At 58.4% G+C, this 22,291-nt stretch carries 20 protein-coding genes, 3 tRNA genes and 1 other RNA gene; 12 read left to right on the forward strand and 12 right to left on the reverse strand.

What is annotated here, in order from left to right; genetic code table 11:
- Nucleotides 1-848 precede the first annotated feature (848 nt).
- Both VSX42_RS04570 and mptB read right to left on the reverse strand, forming a co-directional pair.
- A tRNA-Arg gene (locus VSX42_RS04570) sits at nucleotides 849-921 on the reverse strand.
- A 113-nt stretch (nucleotides 922-1,034) separates the two neighbouring features.
- Nucleotides 1,035-2,609: a polyprenol phosphomannose-dependent alpha 1,6 mannosyltransferase MptB gene (gene mptB, locus VSX42_RS04575; protein ID WP_326503169.1), complete on the reverse strand. Its 1,575-nt coding sequence runs from the start codon at nucleotides 2,607-2,609 to the stop codon at nucleotides 1,035-1,037.
- A 129-nt stretch (nucleotides 2,610-2,738) separates the two neighbouring features.
- On the opposite strand from mptB, the gene orn reads away from it, so the two are divergent.
- The 3 genes from orn to def all read left to right on the forward strand — a co-directional run bounded on the left by orn (nucleotide 2,739) and on the right by def (nucleotide 4,274).
- Nucleotides 2,739-3,365 carry an oligoribonuclease gene (orn, locus tag VSX42_RS04580; protein ID WP_326503170.1) on the forward strand — a complete coding sequence of 209 codons (627 nt, stop codon included), beginning with the start codon at nucleotides 2,739-2,741 and terminating at the stop codon, nucleotides 3,363-3,365.
- 186 nt (nucleotides 3,366-3,551) lie between these two features.
- Nucleotides 3,552-3,624, forward strand: a tRNA-His gene (locus tag VSX42_RS04585).
- 71 nt (nucleotides 3,625-3,695) lie between these two features.
- Nucleotides 3,696-4,274 (forward strand): peptide deformylase, encoded by a 579-nt coding sequence (def, locus tag VSX42_RS04590; protein ID WP_326503171.1) that lies wholly within the window; start codon nucleotides 3,696-3,698, stop codon nucleotides 4,272-4,274.
- 165 nt (nucleotides 4,275-4,439) lie between these two features.
- On the opposite strand, the gene rnpB is transcribed toward def, so the two are convergent.
- Nucleotides 4,440-4,797: RNase P RNA component class A (gene rnpB, locus VSX42_RS04595), an RNA gene on the reverse strand.
- 32 nt (nucleotides 4,798-4,829) lie between these two features.
- On the opposite strand from rnpB, the gene VSX42_RS04600 reads away from it, so the two are divergent.
- Nucleotides 4,830-5,597, forward strand: a complete 768-nt coding sequence (locus VSX42_RS04600) for a peroxide stress protein YaaA (RefSeq protein ID WP_326503172.1) — start codon at nucleotides 4,830-4,832, stop codon at nucleotides 5,595-5,597.
- A 5-nt stretch (nucleotides 5,598-5,602) separates the two neighbouring features.
- On the opposite strand, the gene VSX42_RS04605 is transcribed toward VSX42_RS04600, so the two are convergent.
- Nucleotides 5,603-6,499, reverse strand: a complete 897-nt coding sequence (locus VSX42_RS04605) for a Nif3-like dinuclear metal center hexameric protein (RefSeq protein ID WP_326503173.1) — start codon at nucleotides 6,497-6,499, stop codon at nucleotides 5,603-5,605.
- A gap of 64 nt (nucleotides 6,500-6,563) precedes the next feature.
- Between VSX42_RS04605 and msrA the strand changes: the two genes are divergently transcribed.
- The 3 genes from msrA (at nucleotide 6,564) to epsC (ending at nucleotide 8,881) form a co-directional block, all read left to right on the forward strand.
- Nucleotides 6,564-7,088, forward strand: a complete 525-nt coding sequence (gene msrA, locus VSX42_RS04610) for a peptide-methionine (S)-S-oxide reductase MsrA (protein WP_326503174.1) — start codon at nucleotides 6,564-6,566, stop codon at nucleotides 7,086-7,088.
- Between the two features lie 76 nt (nucleotides 7,089-7,164).
- Entirely contained in the window at nucleotides 7,165-8,091 is a 927-nt protein-coding gene (cysK, locus tag VSX42_RS04615) for a cysteine synthase A (RefSeq protein ID WP_418950769.1), read from the forward strand.
- 205 nt (nucleotides 8,092-8,296) lie between these two features.
- Nucleotides 8,297-8,881 carry a serine O-acetyltransferase EpsC gene (gene epsC, locus VSX42_RS04620; RefSeq protein WP_326503176.1) on the forward strand — a complete coding sequence of 195 codons (585 nt, stop codon included), beginning with the start codon at nucleotides 8,297-8,299 and terminating at the stop codon, nucleotides 8,879-8,881.
- Between the two features lie 33 nt (nucleotides 8,882-8,914).
- On the opposite strand, the gene VSX42_RS04625 is transcribed toward epsC, so the two are convergent.
- The 6 genes from VSX42_RS04625 to VSX42_RS04650 all read right to left on the reverse strand — a co-directional run bounded on the left by VSX42_RS04625 (nucleotide 8,915) and on the right by VSX42_RS04650 (nucleotide 13,378).
- Nucleotides 8,915-9,772, reverse strand: a complete 858-nt coding sequence (locus VSX42_RS04625) for a glycosyltransferase family 2 protein (RefSeq protein WP_326503177.1) — start codon at nucleotides 9,770-9,772, stop codon at nucleotides 8,915-8,917.
- A gap of 96 nt (nucleotides 9,773-9,868) precedes the next feature.
- Entirely contained in the window at nucleotides 9,869-11,347 is a 1,479-nt protein-coding gene (gene gndA / locus VSX42_RS04630; protein WP_326503178.1) for an NADP-dependent phosphogluconate dehydrogenase, read from the reverse strand.
- A 104-nt stretch (nucleotides 11,348-11,451) separates the two neighbouring features.
- Nucleotides 11,452-11,637: a hypothetical protein gene (locus tag VSX42_RS04635; protein WP_326503179.1), complete on the reverse strand. Its 186-nt coding sequence runs from the start codon at nucleotides 11,635-11,637 to the stop codon at nucleotides 11,452-11,454.
- A 128-nt stretch (nucleotides 11,638-11,765) separates the two neighbouring features.
- A complete protein-coding gene (locus VSX42_RS04640) occupies nucleotides 11,766-12,437 on the reverse strand; it encodes a hypothetical protein (protein WP_326503180.1) in 672 nt (223 codons plus the stop codon).
- Between the two features lie 188 nt (nucleotides 12,438-12,625).
- Nucleotides 12,626-12,698 (reverse strand) — tRNA-Val (locus VSX42_RS04645).
- Between the two features lie 263 nt (nucleotides 12,699-12,961).
- On the reverse strand, nucleotides 12,962-13,378 hold the full coding sequence (locus tag VSX42_RS04650) for a DUF3052 domain-containing protein (RefSeq protein WP_418950767.1): 417 nt from the start codon (nucleotides 13,376-13,378) through the stop codon (nucleotides 12,962-12,964).
- Nucleotides 13,379-13,758: 380 nt separating this feature from the next.
- Between VSX42_RS04650 and aceE the strand changes: the two genes are divergently transcribed.
- From aceE to fabF, 5 genes are all read left to right on the forward strand, one after another.
- The gene (gene aceE, locus VSX42_RS04655; protein ID WP_326503181.1) at nucleotides 13,759-16,500 is read left to right on the forward strand and encodes a pyruvate dehydrogenase (acetyl-transferring), homodimeric type; all 2,742 of its coding nucleotides are present in this window, start codon (nucleotides 13,759-13,761) and stop codon (nucleotides 16,498-16,500) included.
- Between the two features lie 297 nt (nucleotides 16,501-16,797).
- A complete protein-coding gene (locus VSX42_RS04660; protein WP_326503182.1) occupies nucleotides 16,798-17,709 on the forward strand; it encodes an ACP S-malonyltransferase in 912 nt (303 codons plus the stop codon).
- A gap of 23 nt (nucleotides 17,710-17,732) precedes the next feature.
- Nucleotides 17,733-18,758, forward strand: a complete 1,026-nt coding sequence (locus VSX42_RS04665) for a beta-ketoacyl-ACP synthase III (protein WP_326503183.1) — start codon at nucleotides 17,733-17,735, stop codon at nucleotides 18,756-18,758.
- A 234-nt stretch (nucleotides 18,759-18,992) separates the two neighbouring features.
- Nucleotides 18,993-19,232 (forward strand): acyl carrier protein, encoded by a 240-nt coding sequence (locus VSX42_RS04670; protein WP_185174557.1) that lies wholly within the window; start codon nucleotides 18,993-18,995, stop codon nucleotides 19,230-19,232.
- A 93-nt stretch (nucleotides 19,233-19,325) separates the two neighbouring features.
- Nucleotides 19,326-20,597, forward strand: a complete 1,272-nt coding sequence (gene fabF / locus VSX42_RS04675; RefSeq protein WP_326503184.1) for a beta-ketoacyl-ACP synthase II — start codon at nucleotides 19,326-19,328, stop codon at nucleotides 20,595-20,597.
- 98 nt (nucleotides 20,598-20,695) lie between these two features.
- Here the strand turns inward: fabF and VSX42_RS04680 are convergent, their stop codons facing one another.
- On the reverse strand, nucleotides 20,696-21,247 hold the full coding sequence (locus tag VSX42_RS04680) for a DUF3145 family protein (RefSeq protein WP_326503185.1): 552 nt from the start codon (nucleotides 21,245-21,247) through the stop codon (nucleotides 20,696-20,698).
- 31 nt (nucleotides 21,248-21,278) lie between these two features.
- Nucleotides 21,279-22,274: a tyrosine recombinase XerC gene (locus VSX42_RS04685; RefSeq protein ID WP_326503186.1), complete on the reverse strand. Its 996-nt coding sequence runs from the start codon at nucleotides 22,272-22,274 to the stop codon at nucleotides 21,279-21,281.
- Nucleotides 22,275-22,291: the final 17 nt, after the last annotated feature.

Here is a 22,291-nt window from a genome sequence, read left to right on the forward strand (position 1 = left end):
GTTAAGGTGGTGACGTGCTCGCGGGCTCTACTCTCCCCCGCGAGCCGGGTTTTCTTTCGCGGGCGGCCCTCATTTGCCCATTGGGGGGCTGCCCGCTGCTGGAACTGAAACCGACGGGAACATCATTGGTCATACCTGGTCTAAGGCCCTGGCTACCGCACCACACGCGCAGCCGGGGCCTTTGCCGTCTCCCCCGCCACCCTGCCCCATACCCTCAACAGGGGTGCGCTTGAGATTCTTCTAGGCGCTCGCGCACTTACCAGCCCTCTAGCTGGCTCTATGCCGCCCTGGGCTGGCTATCGTAGTACATCTACTACCTGGGAGTGCTGGCAGGGCTTAGGCGGCCAGCCTAGCGCGTATAGGCGCGAGCTGACCTACACCCGGCGGCGCGAGAGTGTTAAGGTGGGAGCGGCCGCCGGTCATGTGCTCATGTTGGCCGGTCTGCTAGGTCAGTGGCCCCGCTCGTCGTATGCCCATGACGTCGGGCGGGGTAGCCTCTCTAATCTGGTAGGTAGTAGCTCAAAGGGTGCCCCGGTAGTTGCAGCAATGCTCTACCGGGGTTTTTGCTGCCTATCCCCTGCTGCTGGCCCGGCGGCGTCCTACATGCCCGCTCCCCTGGCCCTGCTGCCCCTTTCTGCTGCTGGGCATTCAGAGGCGAGCGCGGTGGGTGTTTTTGGTGGTGGTTTTTTGGGGTGTTGGGGGTGGTTTTTGGGTGGCGATTGTTCCCGGTGTTTACCGGGTGTTACCTACAAAATGTTGCGGAAATGTTGCTGATGGGGTGTTTTTGGGGTGTGAAAAACCCCGTTTATTCCTGGTTTGACTAGGATAAACGGGGTTTTTTTAGCGAGCGCCCCAGGAGGGAGTCGAACCCCCGACCAAGAGATTAGAAGGCTCCTGCTCTATCCACTGAGCTACTGAGGCTAGCCGCTGTTTATACTATCGATTCCTCGGCTAAAAGTCATCTCAGCACCCCAGGCGGCGGTAGTCGAACCCCCGACCAAGAGATGAGCAAGGCTCCCGCTCTCATCTGCAGGCTAGATACTGACTTCGTAGAGGGAGGATCGTTGGCCACGGCGGAGCACTCGGCGGGTTGCCGGGTCGAAGAAGACCAACCAGAAGGCGTAGGCAAGGCTGAGTACAGCTGCGATAAGGCGGCCCATGTTCTGGTCGAAGTTATCGAGGTAGGGTGAGACAGCAAGCTGGTCTGAGACCCCGTAGATCACAAAGAACATGGTGGTCAGGAAGTAGAAGTCCAGCTGCCAGTCGGTGCGCACACCGGCCACCACAAACAACGGGATGAACCAGAGCAGATACCATGACTGCAGCATGGGTGAAAAAACCACAACCATAGCTAGAGCCAGGCCTGTGCGGCGGATGAGGTTTTCGTCCTTGCCAACAAACATGACAACCACGGCCATAATCATGCCTGCTAGCTTGCCCAGGGAGAAGAAGGTGTCGCGCACCGAGTTCGCTAGGGCGTTATCGCCGGTGATAGATACCAGAATCTGGTTGATTTGCAGCCCCAGGAAGCCGATGGGAGTGAACCAGATGTACTGACCACCGGTGGTAGCCAGGGCCCCAATCCAGCCAAAGCCCAGGCCGGTCACGGCCCCAAGTACCCAGAGCTCTGCCATGGAGATAGCCAGGGTCATGGCCCAGAAAATAAAGCGGCGGGGCCAGCTGGCTCCCCTACCGGCCCAGAAAAGCCCGATGAAGGGTAGGGCAACTAGGGCAATAGGCTTGACCGCTACGGCCGCGGTCACCAGGGTAATTCCCAGTAGGCCACCCACGGTATCGCGGCGGGCCGCCGAGTGGTAGACGCCTGCCAACACCAGGCCGGTCATCAAGGCATCATTATGGGAAGAAGTGATGAAGGCGGCGATAAAGAGGGGGTTGGCCAGCACCAGCCAGTTAGCTCGTATGCCATTGATACCGTGGAGGCTCGCCAGTTTAGGCACGTAGTAGGCAATAAGACCCACTCCGATGAGGGCAACCAGTCTAAAGAGATAGAGGGCGGTATCTACGGAATCACCGGCGATTTGGGCTACCCATTTTTCGATGAGCAGGAAGACGGGGCCGTAGGGCGGAGCCGATTCGGACCACATCTGGTCGGCACCGTACTGGAAGAAGTTATTGACGGAAGATACCCCGTACTCGTAGGGGTTAAGCCCTGAGGTCATGACGCGCCCCTGGGCAAAGTAGGAGAAGACGTCACGGCTGTAGAGGGGGAAGGCAAACAGCTGGGGTAGCATCCAGCAAATAATGGCTGCGGTTGCCCAGCGTTTTGCACGCTGGTCCCAGACGAGCAGTTTCTGCACCATGCGCAACCATTCGCGGCAGAGCATCATCGACCCCACAACGAGTAGGGCGATGCAGGTCACTAGCCCTGGTGTCGTGTAGCGTAGCGGGATAATCCAGTCCACCCGGCGGAAGGGCGAAGCGTCCGCCAGCCACCCCACACCGAAGGATGCGAACATCACCAGTAGAGAACCGATGGTTCCAAAGATGAGGGTTCGCAGGGGACTACCCGAGACATAGTGGGCTGTCTTGGGGTTATACCGGTGCACCGGGATGCTGGCGGTATGGGTTTGCGCTGTTCTGGGGCTCATGGTCCTCCTGGCCGGGCGGAAGAGTACACCTGATTTTACCCGGTTACCCCTAGCCCACTGGGCGTGTGCGGCGCTCTGCTCTCTGAAAATCTGCTGTGGGTTAGGGGCCAAAGGGGGTAGATTGGTTCTGTGTCTATTTCAAATGAACGTATCGTATGGATTGATTGTGAGATGACCGGCCTCTCTCTTGAGAAGGACGCCCTGATTGAGGTCGCCGCACTGGTGACTGACGGGGATCTCAACATTTTGGGTGACGGGGTAGATGTCGTCATTAAACCCGAGCCTGAGGCCCTTGAGCAGATGGATGATTTTGTGCGCAACATGCACACGGTCTCTGGTCTGCTGGATGACCTGGAGCAGGGTATCACTATGGCTGAGGCCCAGCAGCTGGTGCTGGATTATGTGAAGCAGTGGGTTCCCGAGCCGCGCAAGGCTGTGCTGGGTGGTAATTCTGTGGGCACCGATAAGACTTTTTTGGTGCGAGATATGCCCGAGCTCGTGGATTACCTTCACTATCGCGTAATTGACGTATCTACCATCAAGGAGCTTTCCCGCCGCTGGTTTGAGAAGGCCACCTATAACGCCCCTGCCAAGACCGGCAACCACCGGGCACTAGGCGATATCCAGGATTCTATCGACGAGCTGCGCTACTACCGCGGCACGGTTTTTGTACCCTCCCCCGGGCCCGATAGCGCAGCCGCCCAGAAGGTTGCCCAGGAGGTTGCGGCAACCCGCCAGCAGATTAATCCTGCTTAGGAGTTCAGGCGGTGCGGGCGCCGCCAGCTGCCGGGCAGCGCCCGCCGGGCTCCCAGCCCCGAAAGTTCGTGAGCACAGTCACCCCGCATTACCTCATTTTCGATTTGCGGGGAATCAAAACTGCGTGTAAGCTAGTATCCGTTGCCAAAACAAGCCAATGAAAAGCGGTTCTGTTTTGAACACATGGTGGTCGTAGCTCAGTTGGCAGAGCGCCTGGTTGTGGTCCAGGAGGTCGCGGGTTCAACCCCCGTCGATCACCCCGAGTAGAAGGGTCGCTACGGTTTTTATCGTAGCGGCCCTTTTTATTTACCCTGCGTGAGAGGTTATGTCATGACTGTTTTGCCCATTGTTATTCACGGTAACCCGGTTCTGCACCACCCGGCTGCTCCGGTGACGTCCTTTGATGATGAGCTGCGCAAGCTGATCGACGATATGTACGAGACCCAGGAGGTCTCGAACGGTGTGGGCCTGGCTGCCCCCCAGGTGGGTGTGGGTCTGCGCCTGTTCACCTACAAGTTTGAGAATGAGGACGGTGTGCCCCCGTTGGGTGTAGTGGTCAACCCGGTTCTGACTCTGGGCAAGATTTCAACGGCTGATCCCGACCCCTACGATGAAGTTGAGGGCTGCCTGTCCTTCCCCGGCTATTCTTTCCCGCTCAAGCGCGCTGACTGGGTCACTGTGAACGGGTTCGACGGTGACGGTAATCCACTGAAGTTTGAGGCTACCGGCTGGTTTGCCCGCGTCATGCAGCACGAGACTGACCACTTGGATGGCAAGCTCTACGTGAATCGCTTGAATGCCAAGTACAGCAAGAAGTACAAGAAGGTTGTGAAAGCTGAGGGCTGGACTGCCGAAGGTAACACCTGGATGCCGGGCGTAGACCCCGACCCCTTTGGTCATGGGGAGTAAAGAACGGGACGGAATCGAGCTGAGGCCTGGAAAGACGCGCCGAATGCCGACGTGGATCGGGGCTGGCGGTGAATTGCTGAGCGAGCTCTGCGAGCCAGCAAGAGCGGCTGTCGGCAAGGCGCGTCTGGAAGGCCGAAAGCGCCAACTAGAGCAAAGCCTGTTGAGAGAACGGGACGCCCGATAAGCCGGGTTCTGTACCTACCCAAAGGCAGGCGGCAATCATCCATCTAGACCCGTCGTTGCCGACGGGTTCAAGCAGCCTACCCGGGCGCTTCACCGCACTGGTTACTAGCGCGCCCTGTTTGGCCTTGCTCCGGGTGGGGTTTACCGAGCTACCGCAGTCGCCTGCGGTACTGGTGAGCTTTTACCTCACCTTTTCACCCTTACCCCGTGGTGGGGCGGTTTGTTTTCTGTGGCACTGGCCTGCAGGTTACCCTGAGTCGACGTTATCGACCACCCTGTGCTGTGGAGCCCGGACTTTCCTCGAAGCGATTGTGCGCTGCGCGATTGCCTGGGCGTCCCGTTCTGGGGTTCTACTTTACTACACTGGTGGGTATGTTGATTTTGTTTCCGCCGTCTGAGGGTAAGACTCCTGCCACATCTGGCTCCGGGGTTGAGTTGGGTGACTTGTTGGCTCCTGAGTTGACGGGGGCGCGTGAAACTGTGGTGGATGAGTTGGTGCGGGTGAGCGGTTTGCCCGATGCGGGGCAGCTGTTGAAAGTTGGCCCGTCCTTGCTGGCCGAGGTGGAGCGGAATACTCTGTTGTGGTCGGAGCCTGCGGCGCCTGCGTCCGAGGTGTATTCGGGGGTTTTGTTTGAGGCTTTTGGGTACGGCGCTTTGGGGGCGGACGCGCGGAAGCGGGCTGATAGGGCTGTTGTGGTGATATCTGCGGCCTGGGGTGCGGTGGGTCTTACCGATATGATTCCGGCCTACCGGCTGTCGATGGGCACGAAGCTGGGTGAGATCGGGGATCTGGCTAAGTTTTGGAAGGGCGAGCTCAAGCGCCCCTTGGATGAGTTAGCCGGGGACGAGCTTGTGGTGGATGTCCGCTCTGCTGCTTACGCGAAGGCGTGGACGCCCGCCCCGCAGCACCATCTGCTGGTTCGGGTGGAGAGGGTGGCGGCTGATGGGAGCCGCAAGGTGGTCTCGCATATGGCTAAGCACTACCGCGGCCTGTTGGGCCGCTACCTGGTGCAGCAAAATCTGACTGAGATTGAGGACGCCGGTGAGCTGGCCGAGGCGCTTGCCCCTGGTTTTGAGGTGGAGCTGCTCTCCCCCACCGGGAAGAAGCCGGGTACCCTGACTCTTCTGGTGAGGGAGTAGAGCATCTAGCGGGTGGAGGCTGAGCCCGTTACCTGCCCGGTGGAGACGGTGAAGTCCCAGGGGTCGGTGTTGAGGGTCGAGACGTAGGTGTCGATAGTAAAGCCCTGGCCCTCTAGCTTATCGGCGAGCAGTCGGGCTGCCCCGTCCATCCAGAGCCATTCGCTGGCGTAGTGGGAGCAGTCGATTAGGGCCGGGGTGCCGCCGCTGATGAGGGCCTGCTCGCGGGCTTCTGAGGCCGGGTGGTGGCGCAGGTCAGCGGTGATATAGACGTCCGCACCCGATGCGCGAGCGTCGCCAAAGAGGGAATCGCCCGCTCCGGTGCAGAGGGCAATTTTTTGAACCTTCTGATCGGGCCGGCCTGCGATACGCAGGCCACCGGCGGTTGCCGGCAGGAAGTCAGCAATTTTTTCGGCCAGTTCCTTGAGGGTGACGGGAGCAGGCAGACTGCCAACGCGCCCGATGCCGACGCGAACGTCCGCCCCCTCAATCTGTACGGCCTCTTCCTCGGCCAGGATCTCGGTGTCGGCGATGCCCAGCTTGCTCATGAAGACCTCGTTGGTGCCGTGCGGGGCCGAGTCCACGTTGGTGTGAGCCCCAAGCAGGCCGCAACTAGCCTCAATGAGGGTGTGCACGATTTCGCCCTTATAGTCGGTATCGGGCAGGAAGGACGCCCCGCGCAGCAGCAGAGGGTGGTGGGTAATGAGCAGGCCCGCGCCTTTTTCTGCGGCCTCACGGGCAGTTGCCACGGTGATGTCCACCGCAAAACCAACGGTGGTGACGGGTGCGTCAGCGCGCCCAACCACTAGACCAGCAGCGTCCCATTTCTCGGCAAGAGAGGGCGGGAAAATTTCGTGGAAGGCCCGGGTTACATCGTCCAGGGTGGGGGTTGAAAGTTCAGTCATGCCCCTATTCTGTCATGAACGCCGGGGCGGGAATAAGACCGGGGAACCTACGGTTACCCGAAGTATGCAAAGTTTTGTTGTAGGTGGCGGGTGCTTCTGGTGCATCGACGCCGTATATCGTCAGTTTGAAGGAATTACCGCCAGTATCAGCGGCTACACCGGTGGGCACCTTGAGAACCCCACCTACCGCGAGGTGTGTTCGGGTACCACCGGCCACGTTGAGGTAGTCAAGGTGGAGTTTGACGAGACCGTCATTCCCGCCGAAACCGTGCTCGATATTTTCTTTACCTCGCACGACCCCACCAGCTGGGATAGGCAGGGGGCGGACGTCGGCCCCCAGTACCGCTCGGCCCTCTACTACGAGAACGAGGAGCAAAAGGCTCTCTTCGAGGCAGCCATTCAGCGGGCCTCACAGCTGTGGGACCAGCCCATAGTGACGGTGGTAGAACCCCTGGGCACTTTCTATGAGGCGGAGGACTACCACCAGAACTACTACGCCCTTAACCCCTACCAGGGGTACTGCATGGCCGTCATCAACCCCAAGCTGGCTAAGACTAGGCAACATTACGCCAGGTTTCTTAGAAGTTAAGCTCTCCCCCTTTGTTTCGTAAACTAGAGGGCGAACCATTCATCTCTTCCACCTGAAAGGTGCACCCGTGTCAAAGATGTACAACAATATCACCGAAGTTGTCGGCCGCACCCCCATCGTCCGCCTCAACCGTCTGGACGCTGACCTGCCCGGCAACGTCGCAGTCAAGCTGGAATTCTACAACCCCGCCAACTCCGTCAAGGACCGTATCGGTGTAGCTATCATCGACGCCGCTGAGAAGTCTGGCGCCCTCAAGCCCGGTGGCACCATCGTCGAAGGTACCTCAGGCAACACCGGTATCGCCCTGGCCATGGTGGGTGCTGCCCGCGGCTACAAGGTCATTCTGACCATGCCCGAAACCATGAGCAACGAGCGTCGCGTCATGCTGCGCGCCTACGGTGCTGAGATTGTGCTGACCCCCGGTTCTGAGGGCATGCGCGGTGCCGTTGAGAAGGCAAAGGAAATCGTCGCTTCCACCGAGAACGCTATTCTGGCCTCCCAGTTCTCCAACGAAGCTAACCCCGAGATTCACTACAACACCACCGGCCCCGAGGTCTGGGAAGCAACCGAGGGTAAGGTAGACATCTTCGTTGCTGGTATTGGCACCGGCGGCACCATCTCCGGTACCGGCAAGTACCTCAAGGAGCAGAACCCTAATATCAAGGTTGTTGCGGTCGAGCCCAAGGACTCCCCCCTTCTGACCGAGGGCAAGGCTGGCCCCCACAAGATTCAGGGCCTGGGCGCTAACTTCGTACCCGATACCCTCAACCGCGACATCTACGATGCCGTCACCGACGTTGCTATCGACGACGCCGTTGCTACCGCCCGTAAGCTGGGCGCCGAAGAGGGCATCCTGGGCGGCATCTCCTCCGGTGCAGCCGTCTGGGCCGCCCTGGAAGAAGCTAAGAAGAGCGAGAACGCCGGCAAGCTGATTGTCGCTGTCGTTCCCGACTTCGGTGAGCGCTACATCTCCACCCTGCTCTACGAAGATATCCGCGGCTAAGCATTCAGCCCTGTGATAATCTCTGGCACCCCGCTGGTTGGCAGCGGGGTGCTTGCGTCTCTACAGGCAGAAGCCTGCGCGGACGCCCGCCCTCAACTTGTCATAAATGTTTTGAGGTGAGACGGAATATCGTTCTAGCCATGACTGTTGTAGAGTTCAGCAAGAGCGCCAACCGCGCTCCCCTTCCTAGATCTTGAGGAGAAGCATGAGTTTCCGAGCGCGCCTGCGTGAAGACTTAGACACCGTCAAAGCACATGATCCTGCCGCCCGCGGTGATACGGAAATCATGATTAACTACTCAGGTATGCACGCCATCTGGGCTCATAGGCTAGCCCATAAGCTCTGGCAGCGGGAGTCTACCCGAACACTGGCCCGTACCCTCAGCCAGTTTGCCCGCTTCATGACGGGGGTTGAGATTCACCCCGGTGCCACCATTGGCCGTCGCTTCTTTATCGACCATGGCATGGGCGTGGTGATCGGTGAAACCACCGAAATCGGTGACGATGTCATGATTTACCACGGGGTGACTCTGGGCGGACGTTCCCTTGAGAAGGGTAAGCGCCACCCCACCATCGGTGACCGTGTGACCATCGGTGCCGGTGCCAAGGTTCTAGGCCCGGTGCTGATTGGAGCTGACTCAGCTATCGGCGGTAACTCGGTGGTCGTACACGACCACCCCGAGGACTCCATCATTACCGGCATTCCCGCCCGCTCGCGTCCGCGCACCCCCGAGAACAAAAAACCCCTGGTCGACGCCGTCGAGTATGTTGACCCCACCATGTGGATCTAATAAAAGATCCCAGCCATGCAGGCTGGGATTTTTTTATTCTCCCCATTTTTGGGTGATTAAACTTCGAGATACGACGTTGTCGTGACGATACTTCTGGTATTTCTTATTCCAGGGGGTACGAGCGTGGAAAGCTAAGACTTCGGGGTCTTGAACAAATACGAGCTTTCCGCTGGCACGAGAGAAAAAATCTCTGTGTTCGTTAAGCCTAAGCTCGTCGTCCCAGCCCCCAATAGAACGAATTGACTCAGTGCGTGCTAAGAAGTCATTGGAGGTCATTAGCCGGAAAGGAAGCCCATGAACCAGCTGCCCGGGTTCGTATACGGGGTCAGCTGATTTAGCGTACAGGGTATCCGCTTTTGAACCGTAAATATGGGTACGGAAGGTGGGAACCTCAATCAGGGTGCAGGCGACTGCATCCACATCAGGGTGGGCTTCTAAATAATCATAAGCTTTCTGCCAGTTGCTCGCACGAGTATGGACAGTATCGTCATCGGTAAATAGAACATACTTGGTGTTGACCTGCTCCAGGGCCGCATTTCGGCCTCGTGAGATACCCACGTTAAAGGGCAACTTTACGACCTCAACCGCAGGGTCTCTAGTTGACCAGTGCTTTTCAGAATCATCAGCTACAACTACGCGCCCGGTAAACGTTGTCTGTCGAATGCCGGAAAGGCAACGGTTCATGGTTTTAGGGCGTAAGAAAGTCTTTACCGCAAAGGTCACATTCTCGTTAAAATCCGAACTGATGGGAGTCTCTTTACGAAGAGCATAGCGGGCAGTAAGGCTGTAATATTTTACGATAGCCCCTACAACCAGGCCATAACTAAATGTAGTGAGTTTATTCCCCTGGTCGCTGATGAGCGCTGTCTTTAACTTTGAACGTAACGACATTCAAATCCTTTTTCTCTTCCAGGTAGTAGACTCTGCGCCCTGAGCTATGAAGCGTCAGGGCACAGAGTCTATTAATGGTAGGTATAGGTATAGAGCCTAGTGGGTGTGGGAGCCCTCAGCGTTGATTTCGCTGCGGTTGCCGCTCCACTCGGTATGCCACATGCCCTCGGAGTCGATACGACCATAGGTGTGGGCGCCGAAGAAGTCACGCTGACCCTGAATCAGGGCAGCGGGCAGGCGCTTGCGGCGCAGACCGTCGTAGTAGCTCAAAGAGGACGCAAAGACGGGGACGGGTACGCCCTCGGCGGTTGCCTTAGCAACCACACGACGCCAGGAGGGAACGAGTTCTTCCATGAGCTTTTTGAAGCCGGGGGCCAGCAGCATGTTGGCGGGGGTTTCGTCCTTGTAGGCGTTCATGATTTCGCCCAGCAGTTCTGCACGGATGATGCAGCCTGCGCGCCAAAGACCTGCAATAACGTCAAGCTTGAGGTCCCAGCCATACTCATCTCCGGCTTTAGCCAGCATATCGAGACCCTGGGCGTAGGAAACCAGTTTGGAGGCAAACAGGGCCTTGCGGACGTCCTCAATAAACTCTTCGTCACCATTAGCAACGGCGGTGGTTGCGATCAGGCCTGCGGGTAGCTCTTCCTGGGCCTGCTTGCGAGCGTCAGCGTTGCTAGATGAGAGGGCACGGGCGAAAACTGACTCTGCGATACCGGATACGGGGGCACCCAGGTCAAGGGCGGCCTGTACAGTCCAGCGACCGGTGCCCTTCTGGCCTGCCTCATCAACAATAACGTCGACTAGGGGCTTGCCGGTCTTGGCGTCAACCTGGGCCAGAACCTCAGCGGTGATTTCGATGAGGTAGGAGTTGAGTTCGGTGGTGTTCCACTGCTTGAAGATTTCTGCCTGGGCAGTGGGTTCTAGACCTGCAACGGTGCGCAGCAGATCGTAGGCTTCACCGATTACCTGCATGTCAGCGTATTCGATGCCGTTGTGGACCATCTTGACGAAGTGACCAGCGCCATCGGTTGAAATCCAGGCGCAGCAGGGGTCGCCGTTGGGGGCCTTAGCAGAGATTTTTTCGAGCAGGGGGCCGAGGGATTCGTAGGACTTAGCGGAGCCGCCAGGCATGATGGAGGGGCCGTTGAGGGCGCCTTCTTCGCCACCGGAGACGCCGATACCGACGAAGTGCAGGCCCTTTTCGGCCAGGGCACGCTCGCGGCGGATGGTGTCGGGGAAGTGGGAGTTGCCGCCGTCGATGATGACGTCACCTTCATCGAGCAGGGGTTCAAGCTGCTCAATGACGGCGTCAACGGGGCCACCGGCCTTCACCATAATCAGGATGCGGCGGGGGGCTTCAAGAGAGTCAACCAGTTCCTGCAGGGTCTCGGTGCGGATGAAGTCGCCCTCATCGCCGTGGGCTTCGAGCAGGGCGTCGGTTTTTTCAACGGAACGGTTGTGCAGGGCTACGGTGTAGCCGTTACGGGCCAGGTTGCGGGCCAGGTTTGCACCCATGACGGCCAGGCCGGTTACACCAATTTGTGCCTTACGAGCAGTATTATTTTCAGTCATGCCTTAAGCCTACGCTGGTCTGCTCTATTTATGCTTCAAGGCCGGGTGAGATGAAGCAAACTCTCACATTCTGGGAGGCTTGCAGTGGTGTGCGCTGGTCTTTGTTAGGAGTCATAGGTGTCGGTGAAGAGCACCCACACAGCAGCGACACCGATGACCAGGGCTACACAAGCGAAAATCGACCAGAGGGTCACCATGGCCCCCTGAGTGATAAAGAAGATTGATATGAGCAGCCAGATGACCGACAAAAAGACCGCGGTGAAGTTTCGTGGTTTAAAGTTTCTATTCACTGTCGTTGGCCTATCTCTCAAGCGGGGAGGCAGAGCCCCAGTCTAGCATTTCTGAAACAAGCAAAAGGGGCAAGACCCAAAAGTCTCACCCCTCTCACTTACCTGCTACGGACATGTGCCTGACTTGCTTATACTTTCGTTGCAGCCTGGACAGTAGTTGCGGTGACCGAGCTTCCGTCAACGGTGTAGGTAGCTACATAACCGGTGTATAAACCTACGATCTCGTTTGCCAGCATGGCACCGTCAGGCGAGGTGAAGCGGCCTGAAATATTGGTTGCGATATCGGTGCCCAAAACGGCCTGGGAGGTGGTTTCAGACCCTACAGTAACGGTGGTTGCACCTGCGTTATAGGTTGCCGCATAGATCAGATAATCTGCAGAGGAGAGCACATTACCGTTGGTGAGAGCAACGGTGCCTTGAGCTGAAGAAGCCATCGGGTCCCAAACGGTCGCAGCAGGCCCATAATTAATGTTGACTGAATCGATTTCGTAGGCAGCATTACGAGGAATCAGCACATAGTAGGTCAGGGCTGTGAGGACGGCGGTGGTATCGGTACCGCTGGTCTGGTAAAGACGGAAGCCGGTTGAGCCATCGGTCATGGGTGACTGGGCGGTCTGACCTGTGAAGTTCACCAGGTCAGTTGAGTCCACACTCTGGAAGCCAAAGGAGTCCGCTGACCCTTGAGCAATGACGCTCGTGGACGGAGTTGAAGACGCATAAGCAGGGATTGCAGCGGTTGCTAGGACGGCCGGGGCCGCCCAGGCGGTCCCTTGGAGCAGGGTACGACGTGAGGTAGTCAAGATAGGTTTCCCCTCTAAAAGTATGTGCGTGAGTCAAACTGAAGTTTTTAGTTTACCTATGAGTGCTTCCTGCGAGCACTACATTTACCCTTGTTAGACGCCCACACATAGGCCCACAACCCTCCCCAACCTGACCACAAAAGTGGTGGAATACAAAAAGCCCCACACCGAAGTGTGGGGCTTATTTGTGGGTCCTACCGGGATCGAACCGATGACATCCACGGTGTAAACGTGGCGCTCTACCAGCTGAGCTAAAGACCCTTGTCTCTTCCGCGTTATCTCTCGCGGCGACATGTAATACTCTACGCAGGTCAAAACAGTCGCGCAAATCGAAAGCCCCCTTTGAAGCACAAAAAGGGCTCATTTTCTGACTATTTCAAGCAGACAAACACCAGAAAATACCTTTTTGACATGGGGTTATATTTTTCTCAAAAAAATTATTAACTTTTTTCTGCACCACCTTCTTTCGGGCTAGAACCTACCAAAAAGGGCCCCCTGTCTAACCAGACAGAAGACCCTTACGCCTATTTCCCCTGCTTCATCACTAGGCGGAAAGCAGCCCAGTCTTGAGCGAGAGACTCAGATGTAGTCACATGCAGACCCGCCAGCGGGGCAGCTTCTTGAATCTCCACCGGTGGGATATGCCCTTCACGACCATTTTTTGGAGTCAGAAGCCATACAACTCCCCCATCATCGAGAGTTGCTAGTACATCCATGAGTCCGTCAACCAGATCGCCGTCCTCAGCACGCCACCACAGCAAGATGCCGTCGACAACTTCCTGATCGTCTTCATCTAGTAGCTCCGTACCCAGAAAATCCTCTAGGGCATCGCGCAGGTCGAAGTCGACGTCCTCATCGTAGCCAAACTCCTGCATCAGGCTGCCAGCGGGCAGGCCCAGCTTCTGACCAACAGTCTCTTTAGTAGCACCGGTGGCGCTCACGTATGTCCTCCAAAGAATCATAAGAAAGTGACGGGCTGCCATACCGCAGACCCTGCACACCCGTGTCCGCCCTCTTTGCTGAGCGAACTCAGGCATGCTCATAGTTCCTACTGAACACGCTTCAAGGCCCCAAATCAACAGAACACGACCAAAACAGGTCAGCTAATTTCACCCTCAGAAGAAGAAGGGGCAAGTGACGGCTAATTCACACCCCCAAACCCTTGAAACCACAACCTTAAAACCGGCAATTTGTGACAACATAGAAGAGAAGTTGTCTTAGCGCCTGGCCACCGGCAGCGCGAGACATACACCCAAGGCTCACCGGGCGCATACGCTGCCACAGGTGAACATATACCCCTACAACAAAGAGAGGTTGACTAGTGGGACCCTCAGAAACGAACGATCACGTTTTGAGTGCACTGACCAACAGCTTCACCGACATTGATCCCGAAGAGACCAGCGAGTGGATTGAGTCTTTCGACGACCTGGTTGAAGCTCACGGCACCGAACGTGCACAGTTCATCGTGCGCTCACTCATGCAGCGCGCAGGCCAGAAGTCGATCACCGTACCCATGGTGACCACCACTGACTACGTCAACACTATTCCTGTCGACCAGGAACCCGAATACCCCGGCGACGAGCAGATTGAACGCCGCTACCGCGCGATGCTGCGCTGGAACGCTGCCATGATGGTTCAGCGTGCCCAGAAGGCCACCATTAGCGTAGGCGGCCATATCTCCTCCTACGCGGGTGTAGCTACCCTCTACGAAGTAGGTTTCAACCACTTCTTCCGCGGCCGCAACCACCCCGGTGGCGGCGACCAGATTTTCTTCCAGGGCCACTCATCCCCCGGCAACTACGCCCGTGCCTTCCTCGAAGGCCGCATCACCGAAGAGCAGCTCGACGGCTTCCGCCAGGAAAAGACCAAGCAGGGCACCCACCTGCCCTCCTACCCCCATCCCCGTAACCTGCCTGACTTCTGGCAGTTCCCCACAGTTTCAATGGGCCTTGGTCCCCTGAACGCCATCCACCAGGCACAGTTCAACAAGTACCTGCACAACCGCGGCATCAAGGACACTTCAGACCAGCATGTCTGGGCCTTCCTGGGTGACGGTGAAATGGACGAGCCCGAGTCACGCGGTGCCCTGCAGCTGGCTGCCAACGACAAGCTCGATAACCTGACCTTCGTGGTCAACTGCAACCTGCAGCGCCTGGACGGCCCCGTTCGCGGTAATGGCAAGATCGTTCAGGAACTTGAAGCCTTCTTCCGCGGCGCAGGCTGGAACGTCATCAAGGTCCTCTGGGGCCGTGAATGGGATTCCCTGCTCGAGAAGGATAAGTCCGGCGAGCTCGTCCGCATCATGAACGAAACCCGCGACGGTGACTACCAGACCTACAAGGCTGAGTCCGGCGGCTTCATCCGCGAGCACTTCTTCGGCCAGACCCCTGAGACCAAGGAACTCGTTGCGGACATGACCGACGACGAAATCTGGGCCATGAAGCGCGGCGCTCACGACTACCACAAGGTTTACTCAGCCTTTAAGGCAGCTGTTGAGCATAAGGGTCAGCCCACCGTCGTTCTTGCTCAGTCTGTTAAGGGTTATGGCCTGGGCGCCTCCTTCGAGGCCCGCAACGCCACCCACCAGATGAAGAAGCTGTCGATGGAAGACCTGAAGCAGTTCCGCGACCACCTGCGCATCCCTATCTCTGACGAAGAGCTGGAGAAGGACCTCTACAACCCGCCCTACTACCACCCCGGTAAGGACTCCGAAGAGTACAAGTACCTCATGGCCCGCCGTGAGGAACTGGGCGGCTTCGTCCCCTCCCGCAAGAACGTCCAGCCCAAGATTACCCTGCCCTCAGACAAGGCCTACAAGGGTGCATTCAAGGGCACCGGTAAGCAGATGGCTGCTACCACCATGACCTTCGTGCGTCTGCTCAAGGACCTCATGCGTGAGAAGGACTTCGGCCACCGCATCGTGCCCATCATCCCCGATGAGGCCCGCACCTTCGGTATGGACTCCTACTTCCCCACCGCCAAGATTTACAACCCCAATGGCCAGAACTACCTGGCTGTTGACCGTGAACTCATGCTGGCCTACAAGGAATCACCCGAGGGCAAGATTATTCACGTAGGCATCAACGAGGCTGGCGGTACCGCTGCCTTCACCGCCGTAGGTTCCTCCTACGACACCCACGGCGAACCCATGATTCCCGTCTACATCTTCTACTCGATGTTCGGCTTCCAGCGCACCGGCGATGCCTTCTGGGCAGCAGCTGACCAGCTGACCCGCGGCTTCATTATGGGCGCAACTGCCGGCCGCACCACCCTTACCGGTGAAGGCCTGCAGCACGCAGACGGACACTCACCGATTCTGGCCGGCACCAACCCCGCAGTGATCCACTACGACCCTGCCTACGGTTACGAAATCGGCCACATCGTCAAGCGCGGTATCGAGCACATGTACGGTGACAAGGACGAAGACCACAACGTCATGTACTACATCACCGTCTACAACGAGCCCATTCAGCATCCCGCTGAACCCGAGAACCTTGACGTTGACGGCCTGCTCGGCGGTATCTACCGCCTGCACGAGGCAAAGAATGACGGCCCCCGCGCCCAGCTTCTGGCCTCAGGCGTTGCAGTTCCCTGGGCTGAAAAGGCACAGCAGATCCTGGCCGAGGACTGGGGCGTCTCAGCAGACGTCTGGTCAGTTACCTCATGGACCAACCTGCGCCGCGACGGCCTTGCCGCCGAGCGCGAACTGCTGACTAACCCGTCCGCTACCCCCCGCACCCCCTTCGTTGCCCAGCAGCTTGAAGGTGCAACCGGCCCCATCGTCGCCGTGTCTGACTATCAGACCGACCTGATGGACGGCATCCGCCAGTTCGTTCCCAACGAATTCGCAACCCTGGGCGCAGACGGTTTCGGCTTCTCAGACACCCGCGCAGGTGCCCGCCGCTTCTTCAAGATCGACGCCGAGTCCATCGTTGTCCGTACCCTGCAGATGCTGGCTAAGCGAGGCGAAGTCCCCGCTGACGCACCTGCTAAGGCCTTCGAGAAGTACGACCTGAACAACATCAATGCAGGCACCTCAGGTACCGCCGGTGGCGACGCCTAAGCCCCTGTGCTGATCAGTTCCTAGCTCACGGCGAGTCCTAGATTCGCGCTGAGTGTAAGGGCGGTCCCCACGAGCATCGTGGGGGCCGCTTTTGTTCTGGGCAGTCTTTGGTCTAGCCTGTCTTACCCTCTAGCTTTCTTGGGCCGAGGCCCTTAGCTGTGAGTTTTCTTGGCTTTTGAGATTGCACAGCTGTGCCGTCCCAGCTGGCCTGCTAACAGGAGTAGGATAGTTATTTGAACAAAGCGCTAGAAACTTTCAAGTTCTAGGTCTCACACTCTATTTTCAAGGCGGTTACGCGTGATAGCACTGGTGTGCCCCGGCCAGGGGTCGCAGAAGCCCGGGTTCCTCTCAAACTGGTTAGACATCGACGGGGTACGCCCCCACCTCGAGCGTCTCTCTGAGGCTGCAGAGCTTGACCTGGTTCATTACGGCACCGAGGCCGATGAGGAAACCATCAAGGACACCACTATTGCCCAGCCTCTGATTGTGGCAGCTGGTCTTGTTACCGGTCGCCTAGCCCAGAAGGCGCTGGAGGGTCAGAAGCTGGTTTTTGCCGGTCACTCGGTAGGTGAAATTACCGCTGCAGCCCTAGCCGGTGTGCTCACCGAAGAGGACGCTATGCGTTTTATCAAGGTGCGAGCCGACGGCATGGCTCAGGCAGCTGCCGCTACTCCCACCGGCATGGCCGCCGTTCTCGGTGGAGTTGAGGACGCCGTCCGCGCCGCTATCGCCGAAGCCAACCTCACTGCCGCTAACTCGAACGGCGGCGGGCAGATTGTAGCCGCTGGTTCCCTCGATGCTCTTGCAGCTTTCGCCGAAAACCCGCCCGCCAGAAGCCGCGTGATTCCGCTGAAGGTAGCTGGTGCCTTCCATACCGACTACATGGCAGCAGCCCAGGGGCCCCTGGCAGACTTTGCGGCAGGCCTCTCCCCCGCAGAACCGACTGCTGAGCTGCTCTCAAACTTCGACGGCCAGCCTGTTGCCTCGGGGACAGCGGCCCTTGAATCGCTGGTTGCCCAGGTGACCCGCCCCGTCCGCTGGGATTTGTGCATGGCAACCCTCGCGGAGCGGGAAGTTACCCGCTTGGTTGAGGTTGCTCCCGCCGGTACCCTCGTGGGTCTGGCCAAGCGCGGTATGCGCGGCACACCAGCGTCCGCCATCAACACCCCCGATGACCTTGCCGCCCTAGCCCAGGCTCTCCAGGCCTAAAGTTTTCCCGAAAGGACTTCACGATGCCTACTCTCAAGCAGGTTGAGCCCAACCGCTACTCCCGTATTCTGGGCTACGGTGCTGCCCGCCCCGACCTGATCGTCACTAACGATGATATTGCCGGCCCGATTGATTCCTCAGATGAATGGATTGTTCAGCGCACCGGTATTAAGACCCGCCACCGTGCTTCAGAAAAGATTTCTGTAACAGACCTTGCAGTAGGAGCTGCACAGGACGCCCTGGCCGCCTCAGGTGTGCAGGGTGAAGAGCTGGACGCCGTCATCGTCGCCACCATCTCCCACCCCTACGCAACCCCCGCCCTCGCAACCCTGGTAGCTGAAGCTGTGGGGTCCAAGGCGCCCGCTTACGATATTTCGGCAGCCTGTGCAGGCTTCTGCTACGGCATTGCCCAGGCGGACGCCCTGGTGCGCTCCGGCACCGCCCAGAAGGTTCTGGTCATCGGCGTTGAAAAGCTCTCAGACTTCATCGATAGCACCGAACGTACTATTTCCTTCCTGCTCGGTGACGGTGCTGGTGCGGCAGTCGTAGGTGCTTCCGATGAGCCCGGAATTGGCCCCACTATCTGGGGTTCGGACGGCGAGCGCTGGGACGCTGTGGGCATGACCCATTCCATGCTTGATATCCGCAACCGTGATTTTGTGGCTAACCCGGTACAGGAGGGCGAGAAGCTGTGGCCGACCCTGCGTCAGGACGGTCAGGCGGTCTTCCGTTGGGCTGTGTGGGAGATGGCTAAGGTCGCGCAGAAGGCTCTCGATGCTGCCGGTATTACCGCAGATGACCTGGGGGCGCTGGTGACTCACCAGGCCAACATGCGCATTATCGACCAGATGGTGAAAACCCTGAAGCTGCCCGAGAGCGTTGTGGTGGCCCGCGATATCGAGTGTGCAGGTAACACCTCTGCTGCTTCGGTTCCGCTTGCTGCCCACCAGCTGCTCCAGGACAACCCCGACCTCTCTGGCAAGTTTGCCCTGCAGATTGGTTTCGGTGCGGGTCTGGCCTACGCGGCTCAGGTTGTTGTGTTCCCCTAACCTGCTCTGAGCAGCGTCGGCGGAGCGGGCGTCCGCACCGTATTTTGACAAAATGTTAGATTTATTTCAAAAATTAGGTGGCGTCACAGCTTAGCTTTGTGCAGGCTAGGGGCTACACTCAATTTTGGAAGCTAAAGCGGGTTCTGCCCGCTTAACCCTCAACCGCTGCGCGCCCCTGCGCGGTGAGTTACAACTGTGGCCCCACGCCACTCATACTAAGACGAAGGAGCCATCATGGCAGATCAGAACGAAATCCTCGCAGGTCTTGCAGAAATCGTGAACGAAGAGACCGGTGTAGAGGTTGAGGACGTCCAGCTCGAGAAGTCCTTCACCGAAGACCTGGACATCGACTCCATCTCAATGATGACCATCGTTGTGAACGCTGAGGAAAAGTTCGGCGTTACCATTCCCGACGAAGAGGTCAAGAACCTGAAGACCGTCGGCGACGCTGTTAACTTCATCGCTAACGCCTAAGTCGCGTTGACCAGGTTGGGCACGGTCTTATCGTGCCCAACCTGCTTTTTATTCTTTACCCCCAACCCAAGACTGTATTCGAAGGAATCAAGCATGACTCGTAAAGTTGTGGTCACCGGCCTCGGCGCCACCACCCCCATCGGTGGGGATGTTCCGACGACCTGGGAAAATGCGCTTGCAGGTGTCTCAGGCATCACCACTATTGAAGAGCCCTGGGTTGAGGAATTCGACCTGCCGGTTTCGATTGCTGGCCGTGTGGCTGTAGACGCTGTTGAGTCGGGCCGTCTGACCAAGGTTGAGGCTAAGCGCCTGGACCCCTCGGGCCAGCTGGCTTTGGTTGCTGCGCGCGAGGCCTGGGAGGACGCCGGTTTTAGCGGCCCTGATGCTGAGACTGCCGAAGAGTGTGATTCGCGGCGGACCGCTGTTGCTTTTGGTACCGGTATCGGTGGTGTGTGGACTCTGCTTGATGCCTGGGATACTCTGCGTGAGAAGGGCCCGCGCCGTATGCTGCCCATGACGGTTCCCATGCTGATGCCCAACTCAAATGCTGCTGCGGTTTCTATGAACCTGAAGGCCCGTGGCGCTGCGCAGACCGTGGTGTCCGCCTGTGCTTCGTCGACCGAGGCTTTGGAGCTGGGCCTGATGCTGATTCGCTCGGGTAAGGCCGATGTGGTGATTGCCGGTGGTTCTGAGGCCGCGATTCACCCCATGACGATTGGCGCTTTTGCGAAGATGCAGGCCCTGTCGACCCGCAACGATGACCCTGCTGGTGCTTCCCGCCCCTACGACACCGGCCGCGACGGTTTTGTGATGGGTGAGGGCGGTGCTGCGCTGATTCTCGAATCTGAGGAGCACGCGCTGGCCCGTGGTGCCCGTATCTACGCGGAGCTGGCTGGCACCGGTGTCTCAGCGGACGCCCACCATATCACCGCTCCCGACCCGGCTGCTCTGGGTGCTACCCGCGCCCTGCAGGAGGCTCTGACCGATGGCGGTATTTCTCCCGAGCAGGTAGTGCACGTCAATGCGCACGCAACCTCTACTCCCGTGGGTGATATCCCCGAGTCCCTGGCTCTGCGTGAGGTCTTCGGGGAGCACACCGGCAAGGTAGCTGTATCTGCAACCAAGTCAATGACCGGTCACCTGCTCGGCGGTGCCGGTGCTCTTGAGGCTGTGCTGACTGTTCTTGCGATTTACCACCGTAAAGCTCCCTGCACCATTAACCTGGAGAATAAGGACCCCGAGATTGACCTCGACGTTGTTACGGAGGCTCGGGACCTTCCTGCCGGTGAGATTGTTGCTGTCTCGAACTCCTTTGGCTTTGGTGGCCACAACGCTGTAGCGGCTTTCCGTAGCGTCAGCAACTAGCACCGTGCTGGTCTAGCCTGTGAGAAAGGGCCTTTCTGTGCGAACTCTGGTTCGGGCAGAAGGGCCCTTTGCTGTGCTCTGGGGCTGGTGCTCTTGCCTTAGGCCCGGAGCCTGACGGTAGCGCTGGTCGATGAGGCGTTAGGACGCAGGGGCTCAAGTTCGTCGTCCCAGGGCTGGCCAACAGCGGCAGAGAACTGCCGGTAGAGTTCATCGAAATTGCCGGCTGCCTTTTCGAAGGCATAGCGGATGCGGTCTTCGGTCACGGTGAAGTTGCCCTGTAGGTCTATCGGTAGGGTACAGATGCCGAGTTCTGGGGTGTGCATGATGCGTAAGGCGTCGGAGGTTGCGGTGCGGCGCTCGGTGACCTCAAAATAGCTGCCCTTGAAGTGCCGCAGGGTGGAGGCGATGAGGGCTGCTCCCCCGCTGTTGCCCTGCCAGCTGATATCTGCACGGTGGTAGCCCGGTTTCTGGGGCTGGGCTTGCCAGGTGGGGGTCAGCCGGTAGGCAGTGAGATTTTCAAGAGCCCAGGTAACGTGGCTTGTGAGGGCTGAGGGGATAGCCAGCAGAAAGATAAAACCACCGGTAGGGTTGCCGATAGTCTCTGGTGGAAGGGGGACGGGCTGGCCGGTCTTTTCTGCTGGTGAAAACATGGTCTTCCCATCCTATACCTTCTGCCTTACCTTAGGCCCGAGGGTGAGCCCTGCTATAGGCCTGGGCAAGACGATCTACCGAGACGTGGGTGTAGACCTGGGTGGTTGCTAAAGAACTGTGCCCGAGAAACTCTTGGACGGCTCTGATGTCTGCTCCCCCATCGACCATGTGGGTTGCTGCTGTATGGCGGAAGACGTGGGCGCCTGTGGCTTCGGTGTCGTCCAAGGTACCCAGGAGGGTGGTGAGGTCTTGGCGAATCTGCCGGGGATTGGCGCGTTTCCCCTGGGGGCCGATGAAGAGGGCGTGTTGAGCCGGGGCGCTTTTAGCTGTCTCTGTCTCGGGAAGCCACTGCGGGCGTCCTGCCACAACCCACCGGTTGAGGGCCTGCATAGCCTGGGCCCCGAAGGGCACGACCCGCTCTTTATTGCCCTTACCCAACACGCGCAGGGTTCGCTGTTTACGGTCAATGCTTGCTAGGTCTAGACCGGTGAGTTCTGAGATGCGCAACCCGCTGGCGTAGAGTAGCTCCACCACCGCTTGAAGACGCAGGAGCCGGGCATCTCGCGGGGCCTGCTCCAGAGCTGCTGTCAGGGTTGTGGTGAGCGCCTGCATCTGGGCTTCGCTGAGTACCGAGGGCAGGTGGTTGCTCTTCTTGGGGGTAGTGAGTTTGAGTGCCGGGTTGGCTTGGATGAGTTCTTCTTCCTCCGCCCAAGTGAAGAAAGTCCGCAAGGACGAGGTCCGCCGGGCCATAGAGCTCCGGGCAGCCTGTTTGCGGTGATGGTAGGCTAGCCAGTCTCGAATGACGTCAAGGGTGATGTGAGAGAGGTGGGTGGTGCCGTGCCGGCGAGCGTGGGCAAAGAAATCAGTGAGATCGGAAACATAGGCCCGAATTGTTTGGGGTGAGCGGTGGAGCTCGTAGGTGAGGTAGCGTTCAAAGGCTTCAAGGGCTCGTACGAACTCTCGGTCTTCATCGACCGTGGAGGCCCCGATTTTGAGGGTGGTGGGTAGCTGGTCTGCAGGGTGCACCGTACCGTTCCTTTCTA

Origin of the sequence: Rothia nasimurium, from assembly GCF_035916755.1 — a bacterium.
GTDB lineage: Bacteria > Actinomycetota > Actinomycetes > Actinomycetales > Micrococcaceae > Rothia.

Excerpts from the sequence above, each read along its gene's own strand:
- cysK (WP_418950769.1), top strand. The coding sequence starts at position 7,165 with ATGTACAACAATATCACCGAAGTTGTCGGCCGCACCCCCATCGTCCGC.
- VSX42_RS04625 (WP_326503177.1), bottom strand. The coding sequence starts at position 9,772 with ATGTCGTTACGTTCAAAGTTAAAGACAGCGCTCATCAGCGACCAGGGG.
- VSX42_RS04680 (WP_326503185.1), bottom strand. The coding sequence starts at position 21,247 with ATGTTTTCACCAGCAGAAAAGACCGGCCAGCCCGTCCCCCTTCCACCA.
- gndA (WP_326503178.1), bottom strand. The coding sequence starts at position 11,347 with ATGACTGAAAATAATACTGCTCGTAAGGCACAAATTGGTGTAACCGGC.
- fabF (WP_326503184.1), top strand. The coding sequence starts at position 19,326 with ATGACTCGTAAAGTTGTGGTCACCGGCCTCGGCGCCACCACCCCCATC.
- mptB (WP_326503169.1), bottom strand. The coding sequence starts at position 2,609 with ATGAGCCCCAGAACAGCGCAAACCCATACCGCCAGCATCCCGGTGCAC.
- def (WP_326503171.1), top strand. The coding sequence starts at position 3,696 with ATGACTGTTTTGCCCATTGTTATTCACGGTAACCCGGTTCTGCACCAC.
- VSX42_RS04605 (WP_326503173.1), bottom strand. The coding sequence starts at position 6,499 with ATGACTGAACTTTCAACCCCCACCCTGGACGATGTAACCCGGGCCTTC.
- VSX42_RS04670 (WP_185174557.1), top strand. The coding sequence starts at position 18,993 with ATGGCAGATCAGAACGAAATCCTCGCAGGTCTTGCAGAAATCGTGAAC.
- VSX42_RS04600 (WP_326503172.1), top strand. The coding sequence starts at position 4,830 with ATGTTGATTTTGTTTCCGCCGTCTGAGGGTAAGACTCCTGCCACATCT.
- epsC (WP_326503176.1), top strand. The coding sequence starts at position 8,297 with ATGAGTTTCCGAGCGCGCCTGCGTGAAGACTTAGACACCGTCAAAGCA.
- VSX42_RS04665 (WP_326503183.1), top strand. The coding sequence starts at position 17,733 with ATGCCTACTCTCAAGCAGGTTGAGCCCAACCGCTACTCCCGTATTCTG.
- msrA (WP_326503174.1), top strand. The coding sequence starts at position 6,564 with ATGCAAAGTTTTGTTGTAGGTGGCGGGTGCTTCTGGTGCATCGACGCC.